The sequence below is a fragment of the Stappia sp. 28M-7 genome (assembly GCF_014252955.1).
GTDB lineage: Bacteria > Pseudomonadota > Alphaproteobacteria > Rhizobiales > Stappiaceae > Stappia.
Map to the genome: position 1 here is coordinate 4,692,243 of NZ_JACMIA010000001.1, position 22,904 is coordinate 4,715,146.

Consider the following 22,904-nt stretch of genomic DNA (forward strand, 5'->3'; position numbering starts at 1 on the left):
CGCCTGAAGCGGCCTTCAACAGCTTGCGGATGGGTTCATGACCGACATCATTCTCGCCAGCGGCAGCCGGATCAGGGCCGAGCTGCTCGCCAATGCCGGCCTTGCCTTCCGGGTCGACCCGGCACAGGTGGACGAGCGCGCCGTCGAGGCGCCGCTGCTGGAGGCCGGCTTTCCTCCAGAGGACATCGCCCGGGTTCTGGCCGAGGCCAAGGCACAGGAAACGAGCGCCCGCAATCCCGGGGCGCTGGTCATCGGCGCCGACCAGGTGCTCGAGTTCGACGGCCGCCGCCTGACCAAGCCCGAGGATATGGAGGCCGCCCGCCGTCAGCTTCTCGCCATGTCCGGCAAGCGCCATCAGCTGCATTCCTCGGCCGCGATCGCCCTCAACGGCGAGACCGTGTGGTGCGGTACCGCGACCGTGCACATGAAGATGTGGCCTTTCGGCCCGGAATTCGTCGGCCGTTATCTCGCCGCCACCGGCGATGTCGTCCTGTCGAGCGTCGGCGCCTATCAGCTCGAGGGCCGCGGCGTGCAGCTCTTCGAGGCCATCGAGGGCGACTATTTCACCGTGCTCGGTCTTCCGCTTCTGCCGCTGTTGAAGCAGCTGCGCGAGATGGGAGCAGTCGAGACATGACGCGGCGTGCCGCGATCACCGGCTATCCCGTCAGCCATTCCCGCTCGCCGTTGATCCACAACCACTGGCTCGCCCTTCACGGCATCGATGGTACCTACGAGCGCATCGCCGTGGCGCCGGACGAAGCCCATTGCTTCTACGAGTCTCTTGGCGACCAGGGTCTCGTCGGCTGCAACGTGACGGTGCCCAACAAGGAGGCGGCTGCCGAGGTCTGCGCGACCCTCGACGAGGCGGCCCGCGCGATGGGCGCGGTCAACCTGTTGTGGGTGGGGGGCGACGGCCGTGTGCACGGTGCCAACACCGACGGCCTCGGCTTTCTCGGCAATCTCGACCAGATGGCGCCCGGTTGGGACGAGGGCCTGCGCGAGGCGGTGGTCCTGGGCGCCGGAGGGGCGGCCCGTGCCATTGTCTGGGCCTTGCTATCGCGCGGTGTGAAAACCGTGACAATCGTCAATCGCACAAGGTCGAAAGCCGAAGAACTCTGCGCCCGTTTCGGGTCCGACTCGAAGGCTGCCGACTGGGGAGAACTCACCAGTCTTCTGGGGAGCGCCGGGTTGCTCGTCAACACGACCTCGCTCGGCATGCAGGGCCAGCCGCCGCTGGAGATCGACCTCTCCACGCTTCCCGTCTCCGCGCTGGTGACGGATGCGGTCTATGCGCCGCTGGAAACGCCGCTGCTTGCGGCGGCACGGGCCAGGGGCAACCCGGTGGTCGACGGGCTCGGCATGTTGCTGCACCAGGCGGTGCCTTCCTTCGAACGCTGGTTCGGTGTGCGCCCGCAGGTGACCGACGAGCTGCGCGCCCTTCTGCTCGCGGATCTGGGAGTGGCTGCGTGATCGTCCTCGGCCTCACCGGCTCCATCGGCATGGGCAAGAGCACGACGGCGCGCATGTTCGCCGAGGCCGGTGCCGCGGTCTACGACGCGGATGCGGCCGTACATCGGCTCTATTCCGGCAAGGCGGCGCCGCTGATCGAGGCCGGGTTTCCCGGCACCGTCGTGGACGGCACCGTCGACCGTGTCCGGCTCGGCGAACGGGTGATCGGCAAGCCGGACGAGATGAAGCGGCTGGAGGCGATCGTGCACCCGCTGGTGCGCGAGGCGGAAAACGCCTTTCTTCAGGATGCCGCGCGCCGGGGCTGCCGTGTCGCCGTACTCGACATTCCGCTGCTGTTCGAGACGGGCGGCGAGCGCCGCGTGCGGGCCGCCGTCGTCGTCACCGCCTCGGCCGAGGTCCAGCGCGAGCGGGTGCTCGCCCGCCCCGGCATGAGCGAGGCGCGCCTCGAAGGCATCCTCGCCAAGCAGATGCCGGACGCGGAAAAGCGTCGCCGGGCTCATTTCCTCATCGATACGGGTAAGGGGCTGGAGCCCGCGCGCCGCGCGGTCGGCGCGGTCCTGCGGGCCGTCGCCGCCCTTGCCTGAGGAAAAGCGCGCGCACAAACCGCGCAAAAGCGGTTGATCAACCAGGTACCAGCTGGGGAAAACCGGTGGGTGACGGCATGTCGCCATGCGCCTTGCTGTCGCGGCCGGGCCTGATCTGAGACACTGATATCGGCCGCCTTGTGGGCCGGCCGGCACGAAAACGGGGACCTCGACCTTGCGGGAAATCGCCTTCGATACGGAAACTACCGGCCTTGATCCCAGGAACGGCGACCGCCTTGTGGAAATCGGCGGCGTCGAGCTGATCAACCACGTGCCGACGGGCCGCACCTATCACGTCTACATCAATCCCGAGCGCGACGTGCCGCTGGAGGCGTTCAACGTGCACGGGCTGTCGACGGAGTTTCTGGCCGACAAGCCGAAATTCGCCGAAGTCGCGCAGGAGTTCCTGGATTTCGTCGGCGACGCGGTGCTGGTGATCCACAACGCCTCGTTCGACATGGGCTTCATCAACATGGAGCTGTCGCGCGTCGGCATGGGGCCGATCCCGCCCGCGCAGGTGCTCGACACACTGGCGATTGCCCGGCGCAAGCATCCCGGCTCGCCGGCCTCGCTGGATGCGCTGTGCTCGCGCTACGGCATCGACAATTCGCGCCGGACCAAGCACGGCGCGTTGCTCGACTCCGAGATCCTGGCAGAGGTCTATATCGAGCTGATCGGCGGCAAGCAGGCGGGCCTTGCCTTCAGCGCCGAGGAGGAAACGCGCACGGACACCATCGTCCATGAGCGCACGCGCGCCCAGCCGCGCCCCGTGCCGCTCGCGCCGCGCCTCACGGCGGCCGAGATCGAGGCCCATGCCGGCTTCATCTCGGGCATGGGCGACAAGGCCCTGTGGAAACGTTACGAGCCCGGCGAGGCCTGAAGACGGCGCATCAAAAGGACGGGCAGGGACGGGTTCCCCCGTCCCTCATCCTCACAGCATGGACGGCAGGACGCGATCCGGCGGACGGTGGCCGTCCATGAAGGTCTTGATGTTGATGATGACCTTCTCGCCCATGTCGACGCGGCCCTCGACCGTCGCCGATCCCATATGCGGCAGCAGCACCACCTTGTTGGAGGCGACCAGCTTCGGGTTAACCGCGGGCTCGTGCTCGAACACGTCGAGACCGGCACCGGCGAGCTGGCCGGCATCGAGTTGACGGATGAGGGCGGCCTCGTCGATCACCTCGCCGCGCGCGGTGTTGACGATATAGGCTTCCGGCTTCATCAGCTTCAGCCTGCGGGCCGACAGCAGGTGATAGGTCGCCGGGGTATGCGGGCAGTGGATGGACACGACGTCCATGCGCGCCAGCATCTGGTCGAGGCTTTCCCAGTAGGTCGCCTCGAGCGACTCCTCCACCGCTTCGGAGACCCTCCGGCGGTTGTGGTAGTGGATCGACATGCCGAAGGCCTTGGCGCGCCGGGCCACGGCCTGGCCGATGCGGCCCATGCCGATGATGCCGAGTCGCTTGCCCCAGATCCGCCGGCCGAGCATCCAGGTCGGCGACCAGCCGCTCCACTCGCCATGCTCCAGCACCTTGATGCCTTCGGCGATGCGGCGCGGCACGCCGAGCATCAGCGCCATGGTCATGTCGGCCGTGTCCTCGGTCAGGACGCCCGGCGTGTTGGTGACCGTGATGCCGCGATTGTTGGCGGTGATGACGTCGATATTGTCGACGCCATTGCCGAAATTGGCGATCAGCTTGAGATTGGGGCCGGCCTGGGACAGGACGGCGGAGTCGATGCGGTCGGTGACCGTCGGCACCACCACGTCGGCGGTCTTCACCGCCTCGACCAGCTCGGCCTGGCTCAGCGGCCTGTCGGCTTCGTTGAGGCGCGTCTCGAACAGCTCGCGCATCCGCGTCTCGACGACGTCGGGCAGTTTGCGTGTCACGACGACCAGTGGCTTCTTCCTGGGCATGCTCCTCGCCTTTTCGCGCTCTGTTGAGGGCTCCTTAACCCTACCTGTCCGAAATTGCGTCGTCGTCGCCGCAGCGGCCGGGCCGACGCTTCAGTTCTCATTACCAGATGGTCCGGTCAAAACAAGGGACCGGAGTGCGCGATGGCGCCGGATGGCGGGCTCAATGCGGCCCTGCCTTGAAAATGTGCGATTCTCGGTCTTTCGCTGAACCCGCCGCGCGGGCAGCGGCGATACGGATGTCGAGGGAAAGGACAGGAACCCCATGCGAGGACTGGCAAGGCGGTGCAGCGATCACGACAGGCAGCTGGCGGACGACGCCGGCCGGTCGCACGCGCGCCCTGCGCCGCCCCGCATCCGCAGACCTCTCGCCCGCGTCCTTGCCGCAGCAAGCCTCTGCCTGCTCCTGCTGCTGCAGGTGCTCGCCGGACCCGGTGCAGCCCTTGCCCAGAGCACCACAAAGGGCCCGAGCGGCTTCCCCGTGCCCCGTTTCGTCAGCCTCAAGTCCGAGCGCGTCAATGTCCGCGTCGGCCCCACGCTGGAGCACCGCATCGGCTGGACTTATGTCCGCGCCGGCCTGCCGGTCGAGATCGTCCAGGAATTCGAGAACTGGCGCCGTATCCGCGACTGGCAGGGCGAGGAGGGCTGGGTGTTCCATTCGCTGCTCAGCGGCCGCCGCACGGCGCTGGTGACCCCCTGGGAACAGTCCGGCACCACGCCGCTGCGTGCCGAGCCGCGCTCCGATGCCCGCCTCGTCGCCGAGCTGGGGCCGAACGTTTTGGCCAATGTCGGCAGCTGCCGTGAGGGCTGGTGCCGGATCAGCGGCGAGAAGTTCGCCGGCTGGATCGACCAGACGCGCCTGTTCGGCGTCTATCCGGACGAAACGTTCGAATAAGCTGACTTTCTGCAAGATACTGAAATACAAAGAAAAACGGCGACCACGCTTTTGCGAGGCCGCCGTTTTCGTTTCCTTGTTCCGACGCGAAAGCCGGTTTCAGACTTCCTCGATCTGGCGTGCGGCCTGGGCTTCGGCTTCCTGCGTCTTCAGCGCGTCGAGCCGGGGCATCGACACGGTGTTGTAGCCGCTGTCGACGAAATGCACCTCGCCGGTGACACCGGACGACAGGTCCGACAGCAGGTAGAGCGCGGAGCCGCCGACCTCGTCGATGGTCACGGTGCGGCCGAGCGGCGAGTGCTGCTTCTGATAGTTGAACATCACCCGCGCGTCGGAGACGCCGGACCCGGCCAGCGTGCGCACCGGGCCGGCGGAGATCGCGTTCACGCGAACGTTCTGCAGGCCGTAATCCATGGCGAGATAGCGCACGGAGGACTCAAGCGCCGCCTTGGCCACGCCCATGACGTTGTAGTTCGGCATCACCTTGGTCGAGCCGCCATAGGTCAGCGTCACGATCGAGCCGCCGTTCGGCATCAGCTCGGCCGCCCGCTTGGCGATCTCCGTGAAGGAGAAGCACGAGATCAGCATCGTGCGGGTGAAGTTCTCCCGCGTCGTGTCGGCATAGCGACCGCGCAGCTCCGACTTGTCGGAAAAGGCGATGGCATGGACGAGAAAGTCGATGCTGCCCCACTCGGCCTTCAGCGTCTCGAACACCTGGTCGACGGTCGCGATGTCCTCGACGTCGCAGGGGATCAGCAGATTGGCCCCGACGCTGTCGGCCAGCGGCCGCACGCGGCGGCCGAAAGCCTCGCCCTGATATGTGAAGGCGAGCTCCGCCCCCTGTGCCGCGAGCGCTTTGGCGATCCCCCACGCGATGGAGTGATCGTTCGCGACGCCCATGACCAGACCGCGCTTGCCCTTCATAAGCCCGCTCATTCCCAACTCCTTCAGAGAAGCGGACGGGGCCTTGCCCCGCTCCGCCCGGTCCAGCCGTTGCCGGCCGGATGTGATTTGCGTGAAGATCAGCCGTTGTAGCGGCGGAAGACGAGCGTGGCGTTGGTGCCGCCGAAGCCGAAGCCGTTGGACATGATGGTGTTCAGGCCCGCATTGTCGATGCGCTCACGCACGATCGGCACGTCGGCGAAGATCGGGTCGAGCTCCTCGATATGGGCCGACGGCGCGATGAAGTCGTTCTGCATCATCAGCAGCGAGTAGATCGCCTCATGCACGCCGGCCGCGCCCAGCGAGTGGCCGGAGATCGCCTTGGTGGCCGAGATCCGCGGCAGGTCCTTGCCGAACACGCTGCGCATCGCCTCCACCTCGCGCTCGTCGCCCACCGGCGTCGAGGTCGCATGCGGATTGATGTAGTCGATCGGCTCGCCGACATTGGCCATGGCCAGCTTCATGCAACGGGCAGCGCCCTCGCCCGAGGGGGCGACCATGTCGTAGCCGTCGGAGGTCGCGCCATAGCCGACGATCTCGGCATAGATGGTCGCGCCGCGCGCCTTGGCATGCTCCAGCTCCTCGAGCACCAGCACGCCGCCGCCGCCGGCGATCACGAACCCGTCGCGGTTCTTGTCGAACGGGCGGGACGCGTTGTAGGCGCTGTCGTTGTACTTGCTCGACATGGCGCCCATGGCGTCGAACAGGTTCGACATGGTCCAGTCGAGATCCTCGCCGCCGCCGGCGAAGACGATGTCCTGCTTGCCCCACTGGATCAGCTCGGCGGCATTGCCGATGCAGATGTTGGTGGTCGCGCAGGCCGCGGAGATCGAATAGTTGACGCCGTGGATCTTGAACGGGGTCGCCAGCGTCGCCGAGGTGGTCGAGCTCATCGCCTTGGGAACGGCGGTCGGTCCGATGCGGCGCGGGCCCTTGTCGCGGGTGATGTCGGCCGCTTCGACGATGGTGCGCGTCGACGGGCCGCCGGAGCCCATGATGATGCCGGTGCGCTCATTGCTGATGTCGCTCTCTTCGAGACCGGCATCGGCGATCGCCTGCTGCATCGACATGTAGGTCCAGGCCGCGCCCGGTCCCATGAAGCGGGTCGTACGGCGGTCGAGCACCTCGAACGGGTCGACGGTCGGGGCGCCATGGACCTGGCAGCGGAAGCCGAGCCGCGCATAGTCCTCGGCCGGAACGATGCCGGACTTGCCTTCGCGCAGGCTCGCCGTCACTTCCTGGGTGGTGCCGCCCAGCGACGACACGATTCCCATTCCGGTTATCACCACCCGCCTCATCGCGGTCTCCCATGCTGTCTTTCGGATCCGGTCGCAGAAGCCGGTCCGGTATCATTCGAAATGTCGACCCTCGGCGCGGTCTCGCCATGCAGCAGTGCTGTCCGGGGGGCGCCTGGCCGTTTGCGCGGCCGGGCATGCCTTCACCAGATAGGCGCTGCCGCGCCGGCGATCAATCGTCCGCGTCGGGTCTCACTCGGCCTTGAACAGGCCGACCTTCAGGTCCTTGGCCTGATAGATCGTCTCGCCGTCCGCCTTCAGCCAGCCGTCGGCGATGCCGAGCACGAGGCGGCCGCGCCGCACGCGCTTCAGGTCGACGCCGTACTCGACCAGCTTGGTTTCCGGAGTGACCATCTTGGAGAACTTGATCTCGCCGGTGGAAATCGCGCGTCCGCGGCCCGGCTCGCCGAGCCAGCCGAGGAAGAAGCCGGTCATCTGCCACAGCGCATCGAGCCCGAGGCAGCCCGGCATGACCGGGTCGCCATGGAAATGGCAGGGGAAGAACCAGAGGTCGTCGCGGATGTCGAGCTCGGCGCGGACCTGGCCCTGGCCGTGTTCGCCGCCATCCTCGGAGATCGAGGTGATGCGGTTGAACATCAGCATGGGCGGAAGCGGCAGCTGCGCATTTCCGGGGCCAAACAGCTCGCCGCGTCCGCAGGCAAGCAATTCATCGTAGGAGTAGCTCGATTGCCGCACGTTCTTCCCATTCCCGCAGGTTGATCGGTTGTCCCGTATGCGCAAGGTGGCCGCCATTGGCCGTCCTCGGACCGGGATCTGGTTCTGCCGCGCTTACTAACATAGCACCTTGCGCTCCGGAAACCCGTGAAGTGGCTTCCGGAATGAGCTTTTTCGCACTCCTTTAGGTCGACTTGCCACATTTTCTGCCCTAAGCGACCGTTCGGGCCGTCATTTTGACCCTTTTTCTGGCCACCTTGGCTGCGGCGGACAGGGCGAAGCTTGCAAATCGGGCGCGATCCGTGGCAGAAAACTGCCATGGAACTTGCGTGCCGGTGGGGGCAGTCCCCACATGAATGGCAGGCAAGGTCCCCGGCAGGGACGCCGATGACGACCGAAAACCGGTTCCCCGGCGAGCCGGGATGCAACGAGAACGGAAAGCGAGCGGGAAGACGTGGGCGAACTGCACCGGCATCGTGAGGTACAGGAAATGCTTCGTTCGGCTGGTTTGAGGCCGACCCGTCAGCGCGTTGCGCTGGCCGAACTCCTGTATTCCAGGGGCAACCGGCATATCTCCGCCGAACTCCTGCACGAAGAGGCCGAAGCCGCCAACGTTCCGGTGTCGCTGGCCACCGTCTACAACACGCTGCACCAGTTCACCCAGGCCGGCTTGCTGCGCGAGGTCGCCGTCGAGGGCACAAAGACCTATTTCGACACCAACACCGACGACCACCACCACTTCTTCATCGAAGGCGACAACAAGGTGGTCGACATTCCCGGGTCCGGCGTGTCGATGGCCCGCCTTCCCGAGGCGCCGGAAGGCATGGAGATCGTCCGCGTCGACGTGGTGATCCGCCTGCGCCGCAAGGACTGAGCCGCGCGGCCTGCCGCTTCCCTCTTGAAATATCCGTGATCTGTGACAGGCCGAACGCGGGCGTGATCGCCCGCGCATTTGCGTTGTCCGGGGTCTGCCTTGCCCGATCTACGCTGCCGGGCGGCGCGTGTTTTCCGGGCTCTTGCACAGATCGGCGATCAGGCATTTCTCGCAGTCCGGCTTGCGGGCCTTGCAGATATAGCGGCCATGCAGGATTAGCCAGTGATGGGCGTGCAGCAGGAATTCCGAAGGCACCGCCTTTTCCAGCGCCTTCTCCACCTCCAGCGGCGTCTTGCCCGGCGCCACTCCGATGCGGTTGCCCAGACGGAAGAGATGCGTGTCGACCGCGATGGTCGGCTGGCCGAAGGCGATGTTCAGCACCACGTTGGCGGTCTTGCGTCCGACGCCCGGCAGCGTCTCCAGCGCCTCGCGGTCCTGCGGCACTTCGCCGCCGAAGCGGTCGATCAGCAGCTGCGACAGGGCGATGACGTTCTTCGCCTTGTTGCGGAAGAGCCCGATCGTCTTGATCGCCTCGCGCAGCCGGTCTTCGCCGAGCTCGACCATCTTCTGCGGCGTGTCGACGGTCTCGAACAACGGTCGCGTCGCCTTGTTGACGCCGACATCCGTCGCCTGCGCCGACAGCGCCACGGCGACCAGCAGCGTGTAGGGGTTGACGTAGTGCAGCTCGCCGGTCGGCTCCGGATTGGCGGCGTGGAAGCGCGCGAAGATCGCGTAGAGCTCGTCCTTGCTGTAGCGCGGACGTGCCGCGCGGCGGGGCTTGGCCGCCTTCGGCTTGGCGGTGGCTTTGGTCGCTTTCACGGCCTTTGCGGCCGATGTGCCGGCCTGTAGGGCGGGCTTGCGCGACTTGCGGGGATCGGGCTGGTTCGCGGTCATTCCTCCTCTATAATCATCGCTCATGACGAGCGGCAATCCGAAAACCGAGCGGCCCGATCCGCAAGACCTGGCCTCCGATCCGTTGCATGCGGATCCGGACAGGCCTTTCTTCGCGGCCCTCCTGACGCCCTACCGGTCGCTCGGGCCGGAGGGCTTCCGCATTCTCATGCTGGTGGTCTGCGCCATCTGCCTGAGCGCCGGCCTGCTGTTCCTGTCGCTCGGCGCCTGGCCGGTTTTCGGCTTTCTCGGCCTCGATATCCTGCTGATTTTCTTCGCCTTCCGCTGGAACTACCGGGCGGCTCGGGCTTATGAGGAGGTGCAGGTCTCGCGCACCGAAATCCGCATCCGCAAGGTGCTGGCCTCCGGGCGCGAGCAGCTCTACTCGTGCAACCCGTTCTGGGCGCGCCTGCATGTGCGCGAGGAGGAAGACGAGGGCGTCGTGCGCATCACGCTGACCGCCCGCGACATGTCGGTGGACATCGGCGGCTTCCTCAATCCGGAAGACCGCACCAGTTTCGCCGGTGCCCTGCGACAGGCGGTGGCACTGGCCCAGGCAGGCGGGCCGAGGCCCGACCTGCCGGCGACCGCCTGAACGTCCCTTTCCCGTCTTGCGGCGGCAAGCAGCGGCTGCCGGATCAGAAGATCCGGCAGAACTGCGGCGGCATGCCCGGCCGCTGCCAGGTGACCGTGTTGCCCGTGCCGGTCAGCGCGTAGCCGCGCCCGACATAGTTCAGCTCGCCGCCGCCGCCCGAGCGGTCGGGCAGCGTTACCGGCGAGAGGCCGCGCTCGCGCACGGTCGCGGTGCGGCGGTCATTGTCGATCGTCACGTCCAGATAGGCGCCGCTGTCGCAATCGTAGGAGAGTGGCAACACGTCTCCGGCCGGCGGCAGCGGTTCGGGCGGCAGATATTGCGGCGGCGGCGCCGGTTGGTAGACCGGGCCTGGCTCCGCATCCGCGCGGCCCGGCAGGATCGTGACCGTGCGCGTGCCCCCGCCCGCCAGGTAGATGCCGAGGCACCGCCCGCGCAGGTTCGAGACCAGCCAGGGGTGGCCGGCCAGCGTGTCCTGGATCATCCGTCCGCCCGGCGGCACTTCCGCCTGGGTCTGGCGCAGCCCGTCGAAATCGAGCCAATGCACCACCACCGGCCGGTTGCGGTCGTTGACGAAGATCATCCGCGCGGGCTGGTCGCTGGGCACCGAGGTGATCTCGCCTTCCTCGAAGCAGCTGATGCTGCCGGCCCCGCCCGCCACCGGCAGGCCGCGCGTCATCTCTGGCGCAGGCACCGCCATGACCGGCGCCGGCGTGGCGCAGGCCTGCTGGAAGCTGCGCACCGGCTGGGCGCTGCCCGACAGCGACACCCGGTAGCGCCAGTTGCCGGAAATGCCCACGTCCAGCGTCTCGCCGCGGATCATGCCGGTCCAGATCGGATCGTCCGCCGCCAGCGTCACCACCGGCTCGGACTGGCCGGCCTCGTTGTTGGCGCTGGACCCGCGCCCCGTATAGGTGCGCGATACGTCGCGGGCCGACAGCTGGACGGAAACCTGCTGGTTCTCGACAAGCGGGTCCGCGGTCGCGGCGAGCTGCATCTCGATGCGGTTGGAGCCGCGCCGGCAGCTGGCGCGGAGCGCCCGGTCGTCGGTCTGGCGCTGGCCGTAGACCAGCTGCAGCTGGTCGCCGCCGAGATCCTCGACATACCAGGTCCGTCCCTCGAACAGCGGCAGTTCCTGCGGCACGCCGGCCTGGCTCTGCGGCTGATCCGCATCGCGGGCCTCGTCGCGGCCGGGGCTCTCGCTCGCCCGGGCCGTCGCTGCAGCCTCGTCCTGCTGTCCTTGGGCGTCCTCGGCGGCGGTTGTGCGGGTCTCTGCGGTGCCCCGCGCGTCGTCGCGGCTGCCCCGCAGGCCGTCGTCCCCGCTCCCGTCGACGGACGGGCGCCGGATGCCGCCCGAACGCGGCGGCGCGCTCGGCCCCTGCCCGGACGGAACCGCCTGGCGCACGCCGTTTCCGCCTGCATCGGCCTGGCGGGATGTCGCGCCCTTCGTGGCCAACGTCACCTTCCAGTCACCGCAGATGTCGACGTCGTCGCGCAGGATCCGCCCGTCGGCGAGCACCAGCCGCAGCGAGCGCCGGCAGTCGATCTGACCGTCGTTCTTGGCGTCTCCCTCGACCTCCACGAAAACGCGCGCCTGCGAGCGGCGGCGCACCTGCATCGCCTGGCCGTCCATCTGCACTTCGCGGATCGCGGTGTCGTCGTCGGTCTGGATCATCACCAGCCGGCGCTGCACGCGCGGGCTGGACTGGCCGCCGGCCTCCTGTCCGCTGCCTTGCGCATGGACCGGCAGCGGCGGCAGCGCGGCGGCGATCAGCGCCGTCAGGCCGGCGGCAAGGGCCGTCCTGGCGAGGCGGCGGGTCGCGGGCAGGCAGGCAGCGGGGCGAAACTGGTGCATCGGCAGGTCCGTGTCTTTCTTCGCAATCGGCGCCGGGCGCCGTTCAACGCCGCACAGTGGCCCGCGTTTTTGACCGAAGCAAGACGGGCCGTCCTGGCCCGGCCGTCGCAAATCGGGTGGCGATGCGTTTCTCTCGCGACTAGGCTCCCGGGTTCATGACGAGGGTCGCATGAGCGGCCGGACAGCGAGCGTGACGGGAGATCCGGCAATGACGGTGATGCGCAACATGGACGAGGCCCTGCCGGCGGTGCCTGCGGCCAGCCTCCCCGAGGCGGCGAAGGACTACGACACCGTCCGCCGCACCCTCAAGGTGATCACCGAGACCTGGCGCGACCAGCCGGCGCTGGAGACCCTGGCGGCGGAAGCGGGCCTCGACCCGATCCAGCTGCAGCGGGTGTTCTCGCGCTGGGCCGGCATCACGCCGAAACAGTTCATCCAGGCGATCACCCTCGACCATGCCCGCGCCCTGCTGCGCCAGTCGGCCACTGTGCTCGACACCAGCTACGAGGTCGGCCTGTCGGGGCCTGCCCGCCTGCACGATCTCTTCGTCACCCACGAGGCGATGACCCCCGGCGTCTACCGGGCGCGCGGCGAGGGCGTCGAGATCCGCTACGGCTTTCACCCCTCGCCCTTTGGCCTCGCGCTTGTCATGGCAACGGAGCACGGCCTTGCCGGCCTTGCCTTTGCCGATCCGGGCGAGGAGCGCGCCGCGCTGGAGGACATGACCGGCCGCTGGCCGCGCGCTGCCTATATCGAGGACACGGCCTTCACCGCGCCGATGGCGCAGCGCATCTTCGCGCCCTCGCAATGGTCGGCAGAGCAGCCCTTGCGGGTGGTGCTGATCGGCACGGATTTCGAGATCCGCGTCTGGGAGACCCTGCTGCGCATCCCGCTCGGCCGTGCCACCACCTATCGCGACATCGCCGAGCGGCTGGGCAAGCCGACCGCCTCGCGCGCCGTCGGCCGGGCGGTCGGGCGCAATCCGATCTCCTTCGTGGTGCCCTGCCACCGGGTGCTCGGCAGCACCGGAAAGCTTTGCGGCTACCATTGGGGCCTGACGCGCAAGCGCGCGATCCTCGGCTGGGAGGCCGGGCTCGCCGGCCCCGTGCTGGAAAGCGTGTAAAGGCGGCTCAGGTCTTTTTGCGCGCCTGTTTCAGCTTGTAGAGCGCCTCCAGCGCCGCGCGCGGCGTCAGGTCGTCCGGGTCGATGGCATCCAGCGCCTCCAGCACCGGATCGGGCGCGGCTTTTGCGGCCGGGGCGCTCGGCCTCGGCGCTGCGGCGGCGAACAGCGGCAGGTCGTCGATCAGCTGCTCGCCCGGCGCGCGCCGATCCTGTTCTTCCAGCTGCGCCAGCACCGCCCTCGCCCGCTCGATCACCACCGACGGCAGGCCGGCGAGCTTCGCCACCTGGATGCCGTAGGACCGGTCGGCGGCGCCGGCGACGATCTCGTGCAGGAACACCACGTCTCCCTGCCATTCGCGCACCCGTACCGTGGCGTTGGTCAGCCGCGGCAGCCGGCCCGACAGGGCGGTCAGCTCGTGATAGTGGGTGGCGAACAGCGCTCGCGAGCGGTTCACCTCGTGCAGGTGCTCGATCGCCGCCCAGGCGATGGACAGCCCGTCGAAGGTCGATGTGCCGCGGCCGATCTCGTCGAGGATCACCAGCGCCCGCGCGCCCGCCTGGTTGAGGATCGCCGCCGTCTCGACCATCTCCACCATGAAGGTCGAGCGTCCGCGCGCCAGGTCGTCCGCTGCGCCGACGCGCGAGAACAGCCGGTCGACCACGCCGATGCGGGCCGAGACCGCCGGCACGAAGGCGCCCATCTGCGCCAGGATGGCGATCAGCGCATTCTGCCGCAGGAAGGTCGACTTACCGGCCATGTTGGGACCGGTGATCAGCCAGATGCGGCCGCCCGCCTCGCCCTCGCTCGGCCCCAGATCCGCATCGTTCGCAACGAAGCTCCCGCCGCCCTCGCGCTTCAGCGCCTGTTCGACGACCGGATGCCGGCCGCCGCGAATGTCGAAGGCCAGGCTGTCGTCGACCACCGGCCGGCACTGGTTCTCCGCCTCGGCCAGATGCGCAAGGCCCGCCGCAACGTCCAGCACCGCCAGCCCGTCGGCGGCGCCCTTGATGGCCTCGCCCGCCTCGATCACCGCCTCGCACAGCCGGCGGAACACTTCGCTTTCCAGCGCCAGCGCCCGCCCGGCCGCATTGGCGATGCGGCTTTCCAGATCGGCGAGTTCGGTGGTGGTGAAGCGCATCGCCCCGGCCATCGTCTGCCGGTGGATGAAGCGCGCCGGATCGGCGGTCAGCTTCTCCGCATGGGTTGCCGGCACCTCGATGAACCAGCCCAGCACGTTGTTGTGCTTGATCTTCAGCGCCCGGATCGCCAGCTCGTCGGTCAGCGCGCCCTGCAGCTGGGCGATCACCTTGCGGCTGTCGTCGCGCAGCCGCCGCACCTCGTCGAGATCGGCAAGATATCCCTCGGCAACGAAGCCGCCGTCGCGGGCAAGCAGCGGCGGCTCGTCCACCAGCGCCCGCTCCAGCTCGCCGGCAAGCTCGGCCGGGGCCGCCGCGATCCGCGCCAGCGCCGCGCCCAGCTCCTCGCCCTCGCCGCTTGCGTCAGCGAAGAGGCCGGCGATGTCGCGTGCCGCACCCAGGCCGCTGGCGATGGCCAGCAGGTCGCGCGGACCGCCGCGCTGCATGGCGATGCGCGACAATGCGCGCGCCATGTCGGGCACGGCCTTGAGGCTTTCGCGCAGCCGCTCGCGCAGGTAGGTGTCGCCGACCAGCCGCGCCACCGCATCCTGCCGCTTGCGGATCTCCTCCACCTCCGTCAGCGGCCCGGCCAGCCGGGCGGCCAGCAGCCGCGAGCCGGGGCCCGAGACGGTGCGGTCGATCACCGACAGCAGCGATCCGGCGCGGTCTCCGGCGAGCGTGCGCATCAGCTCCAGGTTCGCCCGCGTCGCCGGGTCGATCAGCATGCGCCGCGAGGTCGCCTCGTGCGAGGGCGGGTCGAGCGGCGGGCGCTCGCCATATTGCGTGCGCTCCACATAGGCGATGGCGGCGGCCGCCGCCGTCATCTCCAGCCGCGAGAAGGTTCCGAAGGCCTCCGGCGTCGCCACGCCGTAATAGCGGGCCAGCCGATCGCTGGCGGTCGCCCCGTCGAACAGGCTGCGCGGCACCGGCGACAGCGCCGCCCCGGTCTCGGTGAGCTGCCGGCGCAGCTCCGCATCGTCGAGCAGCACGTCTGCGACGATGATCTCGCGCGGGTCGATGCGGGCAAGGTCCCCGGCCAGCTGCCGCGCATCGCTGGTGGCGACGCGGAAGGCGCCGGTGGAAATGTCGGCCCAGGCGAGGCCGTAGCTCGCCTCGTCCTCCAGCGATCCGGTGCGCGCCCGTGCCAGCGTCAGCAGGAAGTTGTTGCGCGCCGCCTCCAGCAGCCGGTCCTCGGTCAGCGTGCCCGGCGTCACCAGCCGCACCACTTCCCGCCGCACCACGGACTTGGAGCCGCGCTTCTTCGCCTCCGCCGGATCCTCGGTCTGCTCGCATACCGCGACGCGGAAGCCGAGCGAGATCAGCTTCTGCAGATAGTCGTCGGCCGCATGCACCGGCACACCGCACATGGGGATGTCCTCGCCCAGGTGCTTGCCGCGCTTGGTCAGCGTGATGCCCAGTGCCCGCGAGGCCTCTTCCGCGTCCTGGAAGAACAGCTCGTAGAAATCGCCCATGCGGTAGAACAGCAGGCAATCGGGATTGGCCGTCTTGATCTCCACATATTGCGCCATCATCGGCGTCATCGCGGAGAGGTCCGGCGCGGGGGACGTTGCGCCGGAGCGCTCCGGCGCCGAGGCGTCGTCGCCCTCGTGGAGCTGTGCTGTCGTGTGGGATATCTGCATGTCGTCGGCCATGCGGCAGACCCTAATGCGGCGGCGTGCGGGACGGAAGAGCCCGCGGACCTGCCTGCGCAGATCCTCCCCGGTTTCCGTCGCCGTGGGGCCCACCCGGCTTGAGCCTTGAATTCTCCGGGGATATGGTCTCCGTCCGCCGCGGTGACGGCGCAATGATTTGGAGGAAACCACATGCCGACGACGGACAAATCGGGCAAGAGCAACGTCAGTTTTACCGATCAGGAGGCATTGCAGTTCCACCAGCAGGGCCGCCCGGGCAAGCTGGAAGTCACCCCGACCAAGCCGATGGCGACCCAGCGCGACCTGTCGCTGGCCTATTCGCCCGGCGTTGCGGTTCCCGTGCGTGCCATCGCCGAGGACCCATCGCGCGCCTTCGACTACACCACGCGCGGCAATCTCGTGGCGGTGATCACCAACGGCACCGCGATCCTTGGCCTGGGAAATCTCGGCGCGCTTGCCTCCAAGCCGGTGATGGAAGGCAAGGCGGTGCTGTTCAAGCGCTTCGCCGACGTCGATTCCATCGACCTTGAGATCGACACGGAAGAGGTCGACGCCTTCGTCAACTCCGTGCGCTATCTCGGCCCGTCCTTCGGCGGCATCAATCTTGAGGACATCAAGGCGCCGGACTGCTTCATCATCGAGCAGCGCCTGCGCGAGCTGATGGACATTCCGGTCTTCCACGACGACCAGCACGGCACCGCGATCATCGCCGCCGCCGGCCTGATCAACGCGCTGCACCTGACGGGCCGCGACCTTGCCGGCACCCGCGTGGTGTGCAACGGCGCGGGCGCGGCCGGCATCGCCTGCATCGAGCTGATCAAGGCGATGGGCGTGCCGCATGACAACGTCATCCTCTGCGACACCAAGGGCGTGATCTACAAGGGCCGCACGGAAGGCATGAACCAGTGGAAGTCCGCCCATGCGGTGGAGACGGAGGCGCGCAGCCTCTACGACGCGATGAAGGGCGCCGATGTCTTCCTCGGCGTGTCGGCCAAGGGCGCCTTGACCGAGGACATGCTGCGGGCGATGGCGCCGAACCCGATCATCTTCGCCATGGCCAACCCGGATCCGGAAGTCACCCCGGAAGAGGCCCATTCCGTGCGCGACGACGCCATCGTGGCGACGGGCCGCTCCGACTATCCCAACCAGGTCAACAACGTCCTCGGCTTCCCCTACATCTTCCGCGGTGCGCTCGACGTCCAGGCGACGACGATCAACGACGAGATGAAGGTCGCCTGCGCTCATGCGCTGGCCGAGCTGGCGCGCGAGGAAGTGCCGGACGAGGTCGCCGCCGCCTATCGCGGCAACCGTCCCAAGTTCGGTCCCGAATACATCATCCCGGTGCCCTTCGACCCGCGCCTGATCTCCACCATTCCGCCGGCGGTCGCCCAGGCGGCGATGGACAGCGGCGTCGCCCGCCGGCCGATCGTCGACATGGAGGCCTACCGCCACCAGCTCTCGGCCCGGCGCGATCCGGTCGCCGGCACCCTGCAGCGGATCTTCTCCAAGGTGCGCCAGCAGCCCAAGCGCGTCGTCTTCGCCGAAGGCGAGGAGGAGCCGGTGATCCGCGCGGCGGCGAGCTTCGTCGCGCAAGGGCTCGGCGAGGCGATCCTGATCGGCCGCGAGGACGAGGTGCGCGAGGTCGCGGCCAGCGCCGGCGTCGATCTGGAGCGCGGCGGCATCCGCATCCTCAATGCGCGCCTGTCGACCCGCAATTCCGACTATGCCGAGTATCTCTACTCGCGCCTGCAGCGCCGCGGCTACCTGCTGCGCGACTGCCAGCGGCTGGTCAACAACGACCGCAACTACTGGGGCGCCATCATGGTGGCGCGGGGCGATGCCGATGCCATGGTCACCGGCCTCACCCGCAACTATTCGGTCGCCCTCGACACGGTGCGCAGCGTCATCGACACCAAGCCCGGCCACCGGGTGATCGGTGTGTCGCTGGCCCTGTGCCGCGGCCGCACCGTCCTGGTCGCCGACACGGCGGTGATCGACATGCCGACCTCCGAGGAACTGGCCGACATCGCCGAGGAGGCCGCCCATGTCGCCCGCCGTCTCGGCTACGAGCCGCGCATCGCCATGCTCGCCTATTCCACCTTCGGCCATCCGCGTAGCGAGCGTTCGGAAAAGGTCATCGAGGCGGTGAAGATCCTCGACCGGCGCCGCGTCGACTTCGAATATGACGGAGAGATGGGCGCCGATGTCGCGCTCAACATGGACAAGATGGCGGCCTATCCGTTCTGCCGCCTGACGGCCCCGGCCAACGTGCTGGTCATGCCGGCGTTCCACTCGGCCTCGATCTCGACCAAGATGCTGCAGGAACTCGGCGGCTCGACGGTGATCGGCCCGCTGCTCGTCGGCCTCGACAAGCCGGTGCAGATCCTGCCCATCGGCGCCAAGGACAGCGACATCGTCAACATGGCGGCCATCGCCGCCTACAACGTAACGTGAGAGAAGGGTGTCGCCCCTCCATCCACGCTGGAGAGAGGGGCGACTATTGTCGTTAGACCGAGTGCATCAGATGATCGGGAACATAGACAGGGCTCGAATAAGAGCTCTTCATGATCTCGATCCCGCGCTCGCAGTCTGCTCGGCGCTTGTAACCTTCGCTGCTGACAGCGATGGTAAGGCCGTTCGAGGCTGCATATGACCAGCGCCATTCTCCGGCCTGGTCCTTATACATCCAGTAAGAAGGGAACTTTCTGGTTGTCATTCTCAACTCCTTTCGCCTCGGGAGGACGAAGAGCTGGACTTGACCGCAGCGCGTCTTTGGAACAATAGTTCCTAGTCGCAAGACGACTGCCCCCGCGTCCAGCATCAATTGATGCGGGAGTTGAATGTGGAGCCGCCAAGCACTGGTACTGCTGGCGGCTCCGTCATTTCAACTAGGCTGTATCATGGATTCCTCTAGTGTGCCGCGGAGTCAACCGCCCACATCTTTAGAGATATATTCCTATTGTTCACAATGGTTTAGCCTATGGATTAAGCTGCTGGTAGAGAGACGAGGTTGCAGGACTCTTGCTAATCTTAACGAATTCTTAGGGAATCACTTGATTCGCGTAGGCTGGGTAAGGGAAGACTCTAGGGTGCCAAATCTCGTCAAGATCTGCGGTCTGTCGACCGAAGAGACGCTCGATACCGCGCTTGAGGCCGGGGCCGACATGATCGGCCTCGTCTTCTTCGAAAAGAGCCCGCGAAACGTGTCGATGGAGGCTGCCACGCGGCTTGCCGGGCGCGCGCGGGGCCGGGCGGAGATCGTGGTGCTGACGGTCGATGCGGACGATGCGCTGGTGGAGGCCATCGTCTCGGCCGTGCGGCCCGACTGGCTGCAGCTGCACGGGCACGAGAGCCCGGCGCGCTGCGCGGAGCTGAAGGCGCGGCACGGCATCAGGATCATGAAGGCGCTGGGGATCTCGGCGGCTGAGGACCTTGCAGCGGCCGCGCCCTATGTAGCCCATGTCGACCGGCTGCTCTTCGATGCCAAGCCGCCGAAGGGTGCGGTGCTGCCGGGCGGCAACGGCGTCAGCTTCGACTGGCGCCTGCTCAAGGGCCTTGACCTCGGCGTTCCGCTCATGCTTTCCGGTGGGCTGGATGCCGCGACGGTCGGCGAGGCGGTCCGCATCGGCGGGATCCGCGACGTCGACGTCTCCTCGGGCGTGGAGCGCGCGCGGGGCGTCAAGGACACGGAACTCATCAGGGCGTTCGTCGCGGCTGCACGCCGGGCGGTGCCGGGAGCGGCGTCTGACGCCGCCGAACAGGGACGCAGCGCATGACGATCCAGCAGAACACCTTCCGCTCCGGTCCGGACGAGCGCGGCCATTTCGGTATTTTCGGCGGCCGCTACGTCGCCGAGACCTTGATGCCGCTGATCCTCGATCTCGAGCAGGCCTACAAGGATGCCAAGGCCGATCCCGCCTTCCAGGCCGAGATCGACAATCTCAACACCCATTACACCGGCCGGCCCTCGCCGCTCTATTTCGCCGAGCGCCTGACGGCCGAGCTCGGCGGCGCGAAGATCTATTTCAAGCGCGACGAGCTCAACCACACCGGCAGCCACAAGATCAACAACTGCCTCGGCCAGATCCTGCTGGCCCGTCGCATGGGCAAGACCCGCATCATCGCCGAGACCGGCGCCGGCCAGCACGGCGTCGCCACCGCCACCGTCTGCGCCCGCTTCGGCCTTCCCTGCGTCGTCTACATGGGCGCCACGGACGTCGAGCGGCAGAAGCCCAACGTCTTCCGCATGAAGCTGCTCGGCGCGGAGATCGTCCCGGTCACCGCCGGTGCCGGCACGCTCAAGGACGCGATGAACGAGGCGCTGCGCGACTGGGTGACCAATGTCGCCGACACCTACTACCTGATCGGCACCGCCGCCGGTCCCCATCCCTATCCGGAGATGGTGCGCGACTTCCAGTCGGTGATCGGCACGGAAACCCGCGAGCAGATCATGCAGGCCGAAGGCCGCCTGCCGGATGCCATCGTCGCCGCCGTCGGCGGCGGCTCCAATGCCATCGGCCTTTTCCATCCCTTCCTCGACGATCCGCAGGTCGCCATCTACGGCGTCGAGGCGGGCGGCAAGGGGCTGGAGGGCGAGGAGCACTGCGCCTCGCTCAACGCCGGCAAGCCCGGCGTGCTGCATGGCAACCGCACCTACCTGCTGCAGGACGACGACGGCCAGATCCTCGAGGGTCACTCGATCTCCGCCGGCCTCGACTATCCGGGCATCGGGCCGGAGCATTCCTGGCTGCGCGACACCGGCCGCGTCACCTATGTGCCGGCGACCGACAATGAGGCGATGGAGGCCTTCCAGCTGCTGACCCGCGTCGAGGGCATCATCCCGGCGTTGGAGCCGGCCCATGCGCTGGCCCAGGTGATGAAGCTGGCCCCGACCATGGACAAGGACCAGATCATCGTCATCAACCTGTGCGGGCGCGGCGACAAGGACGTGTTCACGGTCGGCAAGCTGCTCGGCTTCGACCTGTAAGCCCTCTTGGGCGACCCTTGAAAAAAGGCCCCGGCGATCTCCTCGCCGGGGCCTTTTGTATGTCCGCTCGGTTGGCGCCTTCTCAGGGACCGCTGACGGCGATCAGCACGCAGGTGTTTTCCTCCAGCCGGCGCACCTGGTGGCGCAGCGGGCCGGGAAACTGCACCGAGTCTCCCTTGCCCAGCACGATGTTCTCCTCCGGGAAGGAGATCTCCACCCGCCCTTCGACGACGAACAGCAGCTCCTCGCCCCGGTGCTCGGCGTCGGGCTCCTCGCGCAGCTCGTCCGGCGGATACATCAGGAACACTTCCAGCCCCGAGCTGCCATGGCCCTGGGTCAGCAGCCGCATGTGATAGCTGTCGTCGCGGGCGGTCAGCTCCTCGCGCTCGTCGGCGCGGGTGACGAAGACCAGCTTGTGCTCCTCCGCCGCACCGAACAGCTGGGCAACGGACACTTCCAGCGCTGTCGCGATGCGCAGAATGATGGCGATGGACGGCACCTTGATGCCCCGCTCGACCCGCGACAGGTAGCCCTTGTCGAGCGTTGCATCGAGCGCCAGCTGCGACAGCGACAGGTTCTTTTCCTGCCGCAACGTCCTGATCGCCCTGCCGAGACCGATCCCGGTCGGCAGGGTCAGCTTTTCCGCCGCTTCGCGTGCCATCGAAAACGTCATCCTCTCCTGCCGGGCGCCGCCGCCTCCTCGCGGGGGCTGTCCCGGCCCGGTCACTATACTTGCACCCGGCCGGGAAAACAGACGCAGCGGTTTGCGCGCGAGGCCGGGCAAAATCACGAGCTTTGTCCTATAGGCAACGATGCCTGAGGCGTCCAGAGGGCGCTTCCCGGTAAATCTGGCATGTCCCTTGCTCATATTGCCGCATCGGCCGTGAAAACGCCCGGCGGTCGATTTTCTGGTTGCCTATTAGGCAACGTTGTCTACAAATCGGGCATGCAGGGGAACAACCCACATGAAGATCACTGGACTTCTGCGTGGAGCCGCGATTGCGCTTCTGGCGACGACCGCATTCGTGACCGGGGCAAAGGCCGAGGATGCCAAGGTCAAATGGAAGATGGCAGGCACCTTCTCCAGCTCGTTGCCGCAGCTTGGCACGCTCGGCAAGCGGCTGGAGGCACAGATCGCCAAGGTGTCCGGCGGCAGCATCGAGATCCGCTTCTTCGAACCCAGCGCCCTGGTGCCGCCGCTCGAGACTTTCGACGCGGTCTCCGTCGGCGCCATCGACGCGGCCTTCTCCACCCCGGGCTTTTGGGGCGGCAAGGTGCCCGCGCTCCAGGTCTTCGCGGCCCTGCCCTTCGGCCCGTCCTCGCCCGAATACATGGCCTGGTTCTATTTCGGCGGCGGCAAGGAGATCTTCGACGAGATCTACGCGAAATACGGCATCAAGTCGGTGATGTGCGGCATGCTGGCGCCCGAGGGCTCCGGCTGGTTCCGCAACGAGGTCAAGAGCGTGGAGGACCTTGCGGGCCTCAAGCTGCGCTTCTTCGGTCTCGGCGCCAAGGCGCTGGAGAAGTTCGGCGTCTCGGCCCAGCTGCTGGCGGCTCCCGACGTCTATCCGGCGCTCGATCGCGGTGTCATCGACGGCCTGGAATTCGTGCAGCCGGCCATCGACCTCAACATGGGCTTCTGGCAGATCGCCAAGCACTACTACTTCCCCGGCTGGCACCAGCAGTCGACCTTCTTCGACCTGATGATCAACAAGGACCGCTGGGACGCCTTGAGCGAGACCCAGCAGGCCCAGATCGAGGCGGTGTGCGGCGACAACGTGCGCTACGGCATCGCCGAGGGCGAGGCGATCCAGCTGCCGGCGCTCAAGGAGCTGCAGGAGAAGGGCGTGCAGCTGCACCGCTGGTCGGACGAGGATCTGGCCAAGCTGAAGGCCGCGTCGGAAGAGGTCATCGCCGAGCAGGTCGCGGCCGATCCCGACTTCAAGCGGGCCTACGAGAGCTTCTCCAGCTTCCGGGCGGACTACGCCACCTGGAAGGAGCTGGGGTACCTCAAGTAA

General features: G+C 67.6%; 21 protein-coding genes. 12 read left to right on the plus strand and 9 right to left on the minus strand.

What is annotated here, in order from left to right; all coding sequences use genetic code 11:
* Window positions 1-37 precede the first annotated feature (37 nt).
* From H7H34_RS21145 to dnaQ, 4 genes are all read left to right on the plus strand, one after another.
* Complete coding sequence (locus H7H34_RS21145) at window positions 38-634, plus strand: Maf family protein (RefSeq protein ID WP_185926350.1); 597 nt, start codon at window positions 38-40, stop codon at window positions 632-634.
* Window positions 631-1,470, plus strand: a complete 840-nt coding sequence (locus H7H34_RS21150) for a shikimate dehydrogenase (RefSeq protein WP_185926351.1) — start codon at window positions 631-633, stop codon at window positions 1,468-1,470. The genes H7H34_RS21145 and H7H34_RS21150 overlap by 4 nt, the downstream gene beginning before the upstream one ends.
* Window positions 1,467-2,054, plus strand: a complete 588-nt coding sequence (coaE, locus tag H7H34_RS21155) for a dephospho-CoA kinase (RefSeq protein WP_120269920.1) — start codon at window positions 1,467-1,469, stop codon at window positions 2,052-2,054. The genes H7H34_RS21150 and coaE overlap by 4 nt, the downstream gene beginning before the upstream one ends.
* Before the next feature lie 175 nt (window positions 2,055-2,229).
* Window positions 2,230-2,934 (plus strand): DNA polymerase III subunit epsilon, encoded by a 705-nt coding sequence (gene dnaQ / locus H7H34_RS21160; protein WP_185926352.1) that lies wholly within the window; start codon window positions 2,230-2,232, stop codon window positions 2,932-2,934.
* A gap of 51 nt (window positions 2,935-2,985) precedes the next feature.
* Here the strand turns inward: dnaQ and H7H34_RS21165 are convergent, their stop codons facing one another.
* Complete coding sequence (locus H7H34_RS21165) at window positions 2,986-3,972, minus strand: 2-hydroxyacid dehydrogenase (RefSeq protein WP_067338418.1); 987 nt, start codon at window positions 3,970-3,972, stop codon at window positions 2,986-2,988.
* 262 nt (window positions 3,973-4,234) lie between these two features.
* On the opposite strand from H7H34_RS21165, the gene H7H34_RS21170 reads away from it, so the two are divergent.
* On the plus strand, window positions 4,235-4,864 hold the full coding sequence (locus H7H34_RS21170) for an SH3 domain-containing protein (protein ID WP_185926353.1): 630 nt from the start codon (window positions 4,235-4,237) through the stop codon (window positions 4,862-4,864).
* Between the two features lie 99 nt (window positions 4,865-4,963).
* Here the strand turns inward: H7H34_RS21170 and fabI are convergent, their stop codons facing one another.
* The 3 genes from fabI to fabA all read right to left on the minus strand — a co-directional run bounded on the left by fabI (window position 4,964) and on the right by fabA (window position 7,854).
* Window positions 4,964-5,800, minus strand: a complete 837-nt coding sequence (gene fabI / locus H7H34_RS21175; protein WP_120269917.1) for an enoyl-ACP reductase FabI — start codon at window positions 5,798-5,800, stop codon at window positions 4,964-4,966.
* Between the two features lie 86 nt (window positions 5,801-5,886).
* The gene (gene fabB, locus H7H34_RS21180) at window positions 5,887-7,104 is read right to left on the minus strand and encodes a beta-ketoacyl-ACP synthase I (RefSeq protein ID WP_120269916.1); all 1,218 of its coding nucleotides are present in this window, start codon (window positions 7,102-7,104) and stop codon (window positions 5,887-5,889) included.
* Window positions 7,105-7,293: 189 nt separating this feature from the next.
* Window positions 7,294-7,854, minus strand: coding sequence for a 3-hydroxyacyl-[acyl-carrier-protein] dehydratase FabA (gene fabA, locus H7H34_RS21185; RefSeq protein WP_185926354.1), 561 nt, complete (start codon window positions 7,852-7,854; stop codon window positions 7,294-7,296).
* A 376-nt stretch (window positions 7,855-8,230) separates the two neighbouring features.
* On the opposite strand from fabA, the gene irrA reads away from it, so the two are divergent.
* On the plus strand, window positions 8,231-8,650 hold the full coding sequence (gene irrA / locus H7H34_RS21190; protein ID WP_371811442.1) for an iron response transcriptional regulator IrrA: 420 nt from the start codon (window positions 8,231-8,233) through the stop codon (window positions 8,648-8,650).
* A gap of 108 nt (window positions 8,651-8,758) precedes the next feature.
* Here irrA and nth read toward each other — a convergent pair whose 3' ends face one another.
* Window positions 8,759-9,544, minus strand: a complete 786-nt coding sequence (gene nth / locus H7H34_RS21195; RefSeq protein WP_120269913.1) for an endonuclease III — start codon at window positions 9,542-9,544, stop codon at window positions 8,759-8,761.
* Between the two features lie 22 nt (window positions 9,545-9,566).
* Here nth and H7H34_RS21200 point away from each other — a divergent pair, with 22 nt between their 5' ends.
* Entirely contained in the window at window positions 9,567-10,136 is a 570-nt protein-coding gene (locus H7H34_RS21200) for a DUF2244 domain-containing protein (protein WP_120269912.1), read from the plus strand.
* Window positions 10,137-10,179: 43 nt separating this feature from the next.
* Here H7H34_RS21200 and H7H34_RS21205 read toward each other — a convergent pair whose 3' ends face one another.
* A complete protein-coding gene (locus H7H34_RS21205; RefSeq protein ID WP_185926355.1) occupies window positions 10,180-11,988 on the minus strand; it encodes a VHL beta domain-containing protein in 1,809 nt (602 codons plus the stop codon).
* 226 nt (window positions 11,989-12,214) lie between these two features.
* On the opposite strand from H7H34_RS21205, the gene H7H34_RS21210 reads away from it, so the two are divergent.
* The gene (locus H7H34_RS21210; RefSeq protein WP_120270205.1) at window positions 12,215-13,111 is read left to right on the plus strand and encodes a methylated-DNA--[protein]-cysteine S-methyltransferase; all 897 of its coding nucleotides are present in this window, start codon (window positions 12,215-12,217) and stop codon (window positions 13,109-13,111) included.
* 7 nt (window positions 13,112-13,118) lie between these two features.
* On the opposite strand, the gene mutS is transcribed toward H7H34_RS21210, so the two are convergent.
* Window positions 13,119-15,899 carry a DNA mismatch repair protein MutS gene (mutS, locus tag H7H34_RS21215; RefSeq protein WP_245165158.1) on the minus strand — a complete coding sequence of 927 codons (2,781 nt, stop codon included), beginning with the start codon at window positions 15,897-15,899 and terminating at the stop codon, window positions 13,119-13,121.
* A gap of 171 nt (window positions 15,900-16,070) precedes the next feature.
* On the opposite strand from mutS, the gene H7H34_RS21220 reads away from it, so the two are divergent.
* Complete coding sequence (locus H7H34_RS21220; RefSeq protein WP_185926356.1) at window positions 16,071-18,353, plus strand: NADP-dependent malic enzyme; 2,283 nt, start codon at window positions 16,071-16,073, stop codon at window positions 18,351-18,353.
* Between the two features lie 52 nt (window positions 18,354-18,405).
* Here the strand turns inward: H7H34_RS21220 and H7H34_RS21225 are convergent, their stop codons facing one another.
* Window positions 18,406-18,615: a YegP family protein gene (locus H7H34_RS21225; protein WP_185926357.1), complete on the minus strand. Its 210-nt coding sequence runs from the start codon at window positions 18,613-18,615 to the stop codon at window positions 18,406-18,408.
* Window positions 18,616-18,988: 373 nt separating this feature from the next.
* Between H7H34_RS21225 and H7H34_RS21230 the strand changes: the two genes are divergently transcribed.
* Both H7H34_RS21230 and trpB read left to right on the plus strand, forming a co-directional pair.
* Window positions 18,989-19,675, plus strand: coding sequence for a phosphoribosylanthranilate isomerase (locus H7H34_RS21230; RefSeq protein ID WP_185926358.1), 687 nt, complete (start codon window positions 18,989-18,991; stop codon window positions 19,673-19,675).
* Window positions 19,672-20,886: a tryptophan synthase subunit beta gene (gene trpB / locus H7H34_RS21235; protein WP_185926359.1), complete on the plus strand. Its 1,215-nt coding sequence runs from the start codon at window positions 19,672-19,674 to the stop codon at window positions 20,884-20,886. The genes H7H34_RS21230 and trpB overlap by 4 nt, the downstream gene beginning before the upstream one ends.
* Window positions 20,887-20,968: 82 nt before the next feature.
* On the opposite strand, the gene H7H34_RS21240 is transcribed toward trpB, so the two are convergent.
* The gene (locus H7H34_RS21240) at window positions 20,969-21,547 is read right to left on the minus strand and encodes a helix-turn-helix domain-containing protein (protein WP_185926360.1); all 579 of its coding nucleotides are present in this window, start codon (window positions 21,545-21,547) and stop codon (window positions 20,969-20,971) included.
* A gap of 304 nt (window positions 21,548-21,851) precedes the next feature.
* Here H7H34_RS21240 and H7H34_RS21245 point away from each other — a divergent pair, with 304 nt between their 5' ends.
* The gene (locus H7H34_RS21245; RefSeq protein ID WP_067224561.1) at window positions 21,852-22,904 is read left to right on the plus strand and encodes a TRAP transporter substrate-binding protein; all 1,053 of its coding nucleotides are present in this window, start codon (window positions 21,852-21,854) and stop codon (window positions 22,902-22,904) included.

Bases quoted from the DNA above. Each gene is read 5' to 3' on its own strand.
- trpB (WP_185926359.1), top strand. From the start codon at position 19,672: ATGACGATCCAGCAGAACACCTTCCGCTCCGGTCCGGACGAGCGCGGC.
- fabI (WP_120269917.1), bottom strand. From the start codon at position 5,800: ATGAGCGGGCTTATGAAGGGCAAGCGCGGTCTGGTCATGGGCGTCGCG.
- mutS (WP_245165158.1), bottom strand. From the start codon at position 15,899: ATGGCCGACGACATGCAGATATCCCACACGACAGCACAGCTCCACGAG.
- fabA (WP_185926354.1), bottom strand. From the start codon at position 7,854: ATGGCGGCCACCTTGCGCATACGGGACAACCGATCAACCTGCGGGAAT.
- H7H34_RS21145 (WP_185926350.1), top strand. From the start codon at position 38: ATGACCGACATCATTCTCGCCAGCGGCAGCCGGATCAGGGCCGAGCTG.
- H7H34_RS21220 (WP_185926356.1), top strand. From the start codon at position 16,071: ATGCCGACGACGGACAAATCGGGCAAGAGCAACGTCAGTTTTACCGAT.
- H7H34_RS21205 (WP_185926355.1), bottom strand. From the start codon at position 11,988: ATGCACCAGTTTCGCCCCGCTGCCTGCCTGCCCGCGACCCGCCGCCTC.
- H7H34_RS21170 (WP_185926353.1), top strand. From the start codon at position 4,235: ATGCGAGGACTGGCAAGGCGGTGCAGCGATCACGACAGGCAGCTGGCG.
- fabB (WP_120269916.1), bottom strand. From the start codon at position 7,104: ATGAGGCGGGTGGTGATAACCGGAATGGGAATCGTGTCGTCGCTGGGC.
- H7H34_RS21225 (WP_185926357.1), bottom strand. From the start codon at position 18,615: ATGACAACCAGAAAGTTCCCTTCTTACTGGATGTATAAGGACCAGGCC.
- H7H34_RS21240 (WP_185926360.1), bottom strand. From the start codon at position 21,547: ATGGCACGCGAAGCGGCGGAAAAGCTGACCCTGCCGACCGGGATCGGT.
- H7H34_RS21150 (WP_185926351.1), top strand. From the start codon at position 631: ATGACGCGGCGTGCCGCGATCACCGGCTATCCCGTCAGCCATTCCCGC.
- H7H34_RS21165 (WP_067338418.1), bottom strand. From the start codon at position 3,972: ATGCCCAGGAAGAAGCCACTGGTCGTCGTGACACGCAAACTGCCCGAC.
- H7H34_RS21200 (WP_120269912.1), top strand. From the start codon at position 9,567: ATGACGAGCGGCAATCCGAAAACCGAGCGGCCCGATCCGCAAGACCTG.
- nth (WP_120269913.1), bottom strand. From the start codon at position 9,544: ATGACCGCGAACCAGCCCGATCCCCGCAAGTCGCGCAAGCCCGCCCTA.
- H7H34_RS21245 (WP_067224561.1), top strand. From the start codon at position 21,852: ATGAAGATCACTGGACTTCTGCGTGGAGCCGCGATTGCGCTTCTGGCG.
- H7H34_RS21210 (WP_120270205.1), top strand. From the start codon at position 12,215: ATGGACGAGGCCCTGCCGGCGGTGCCTGCGGCCAGCCTCCCCGAGGCG.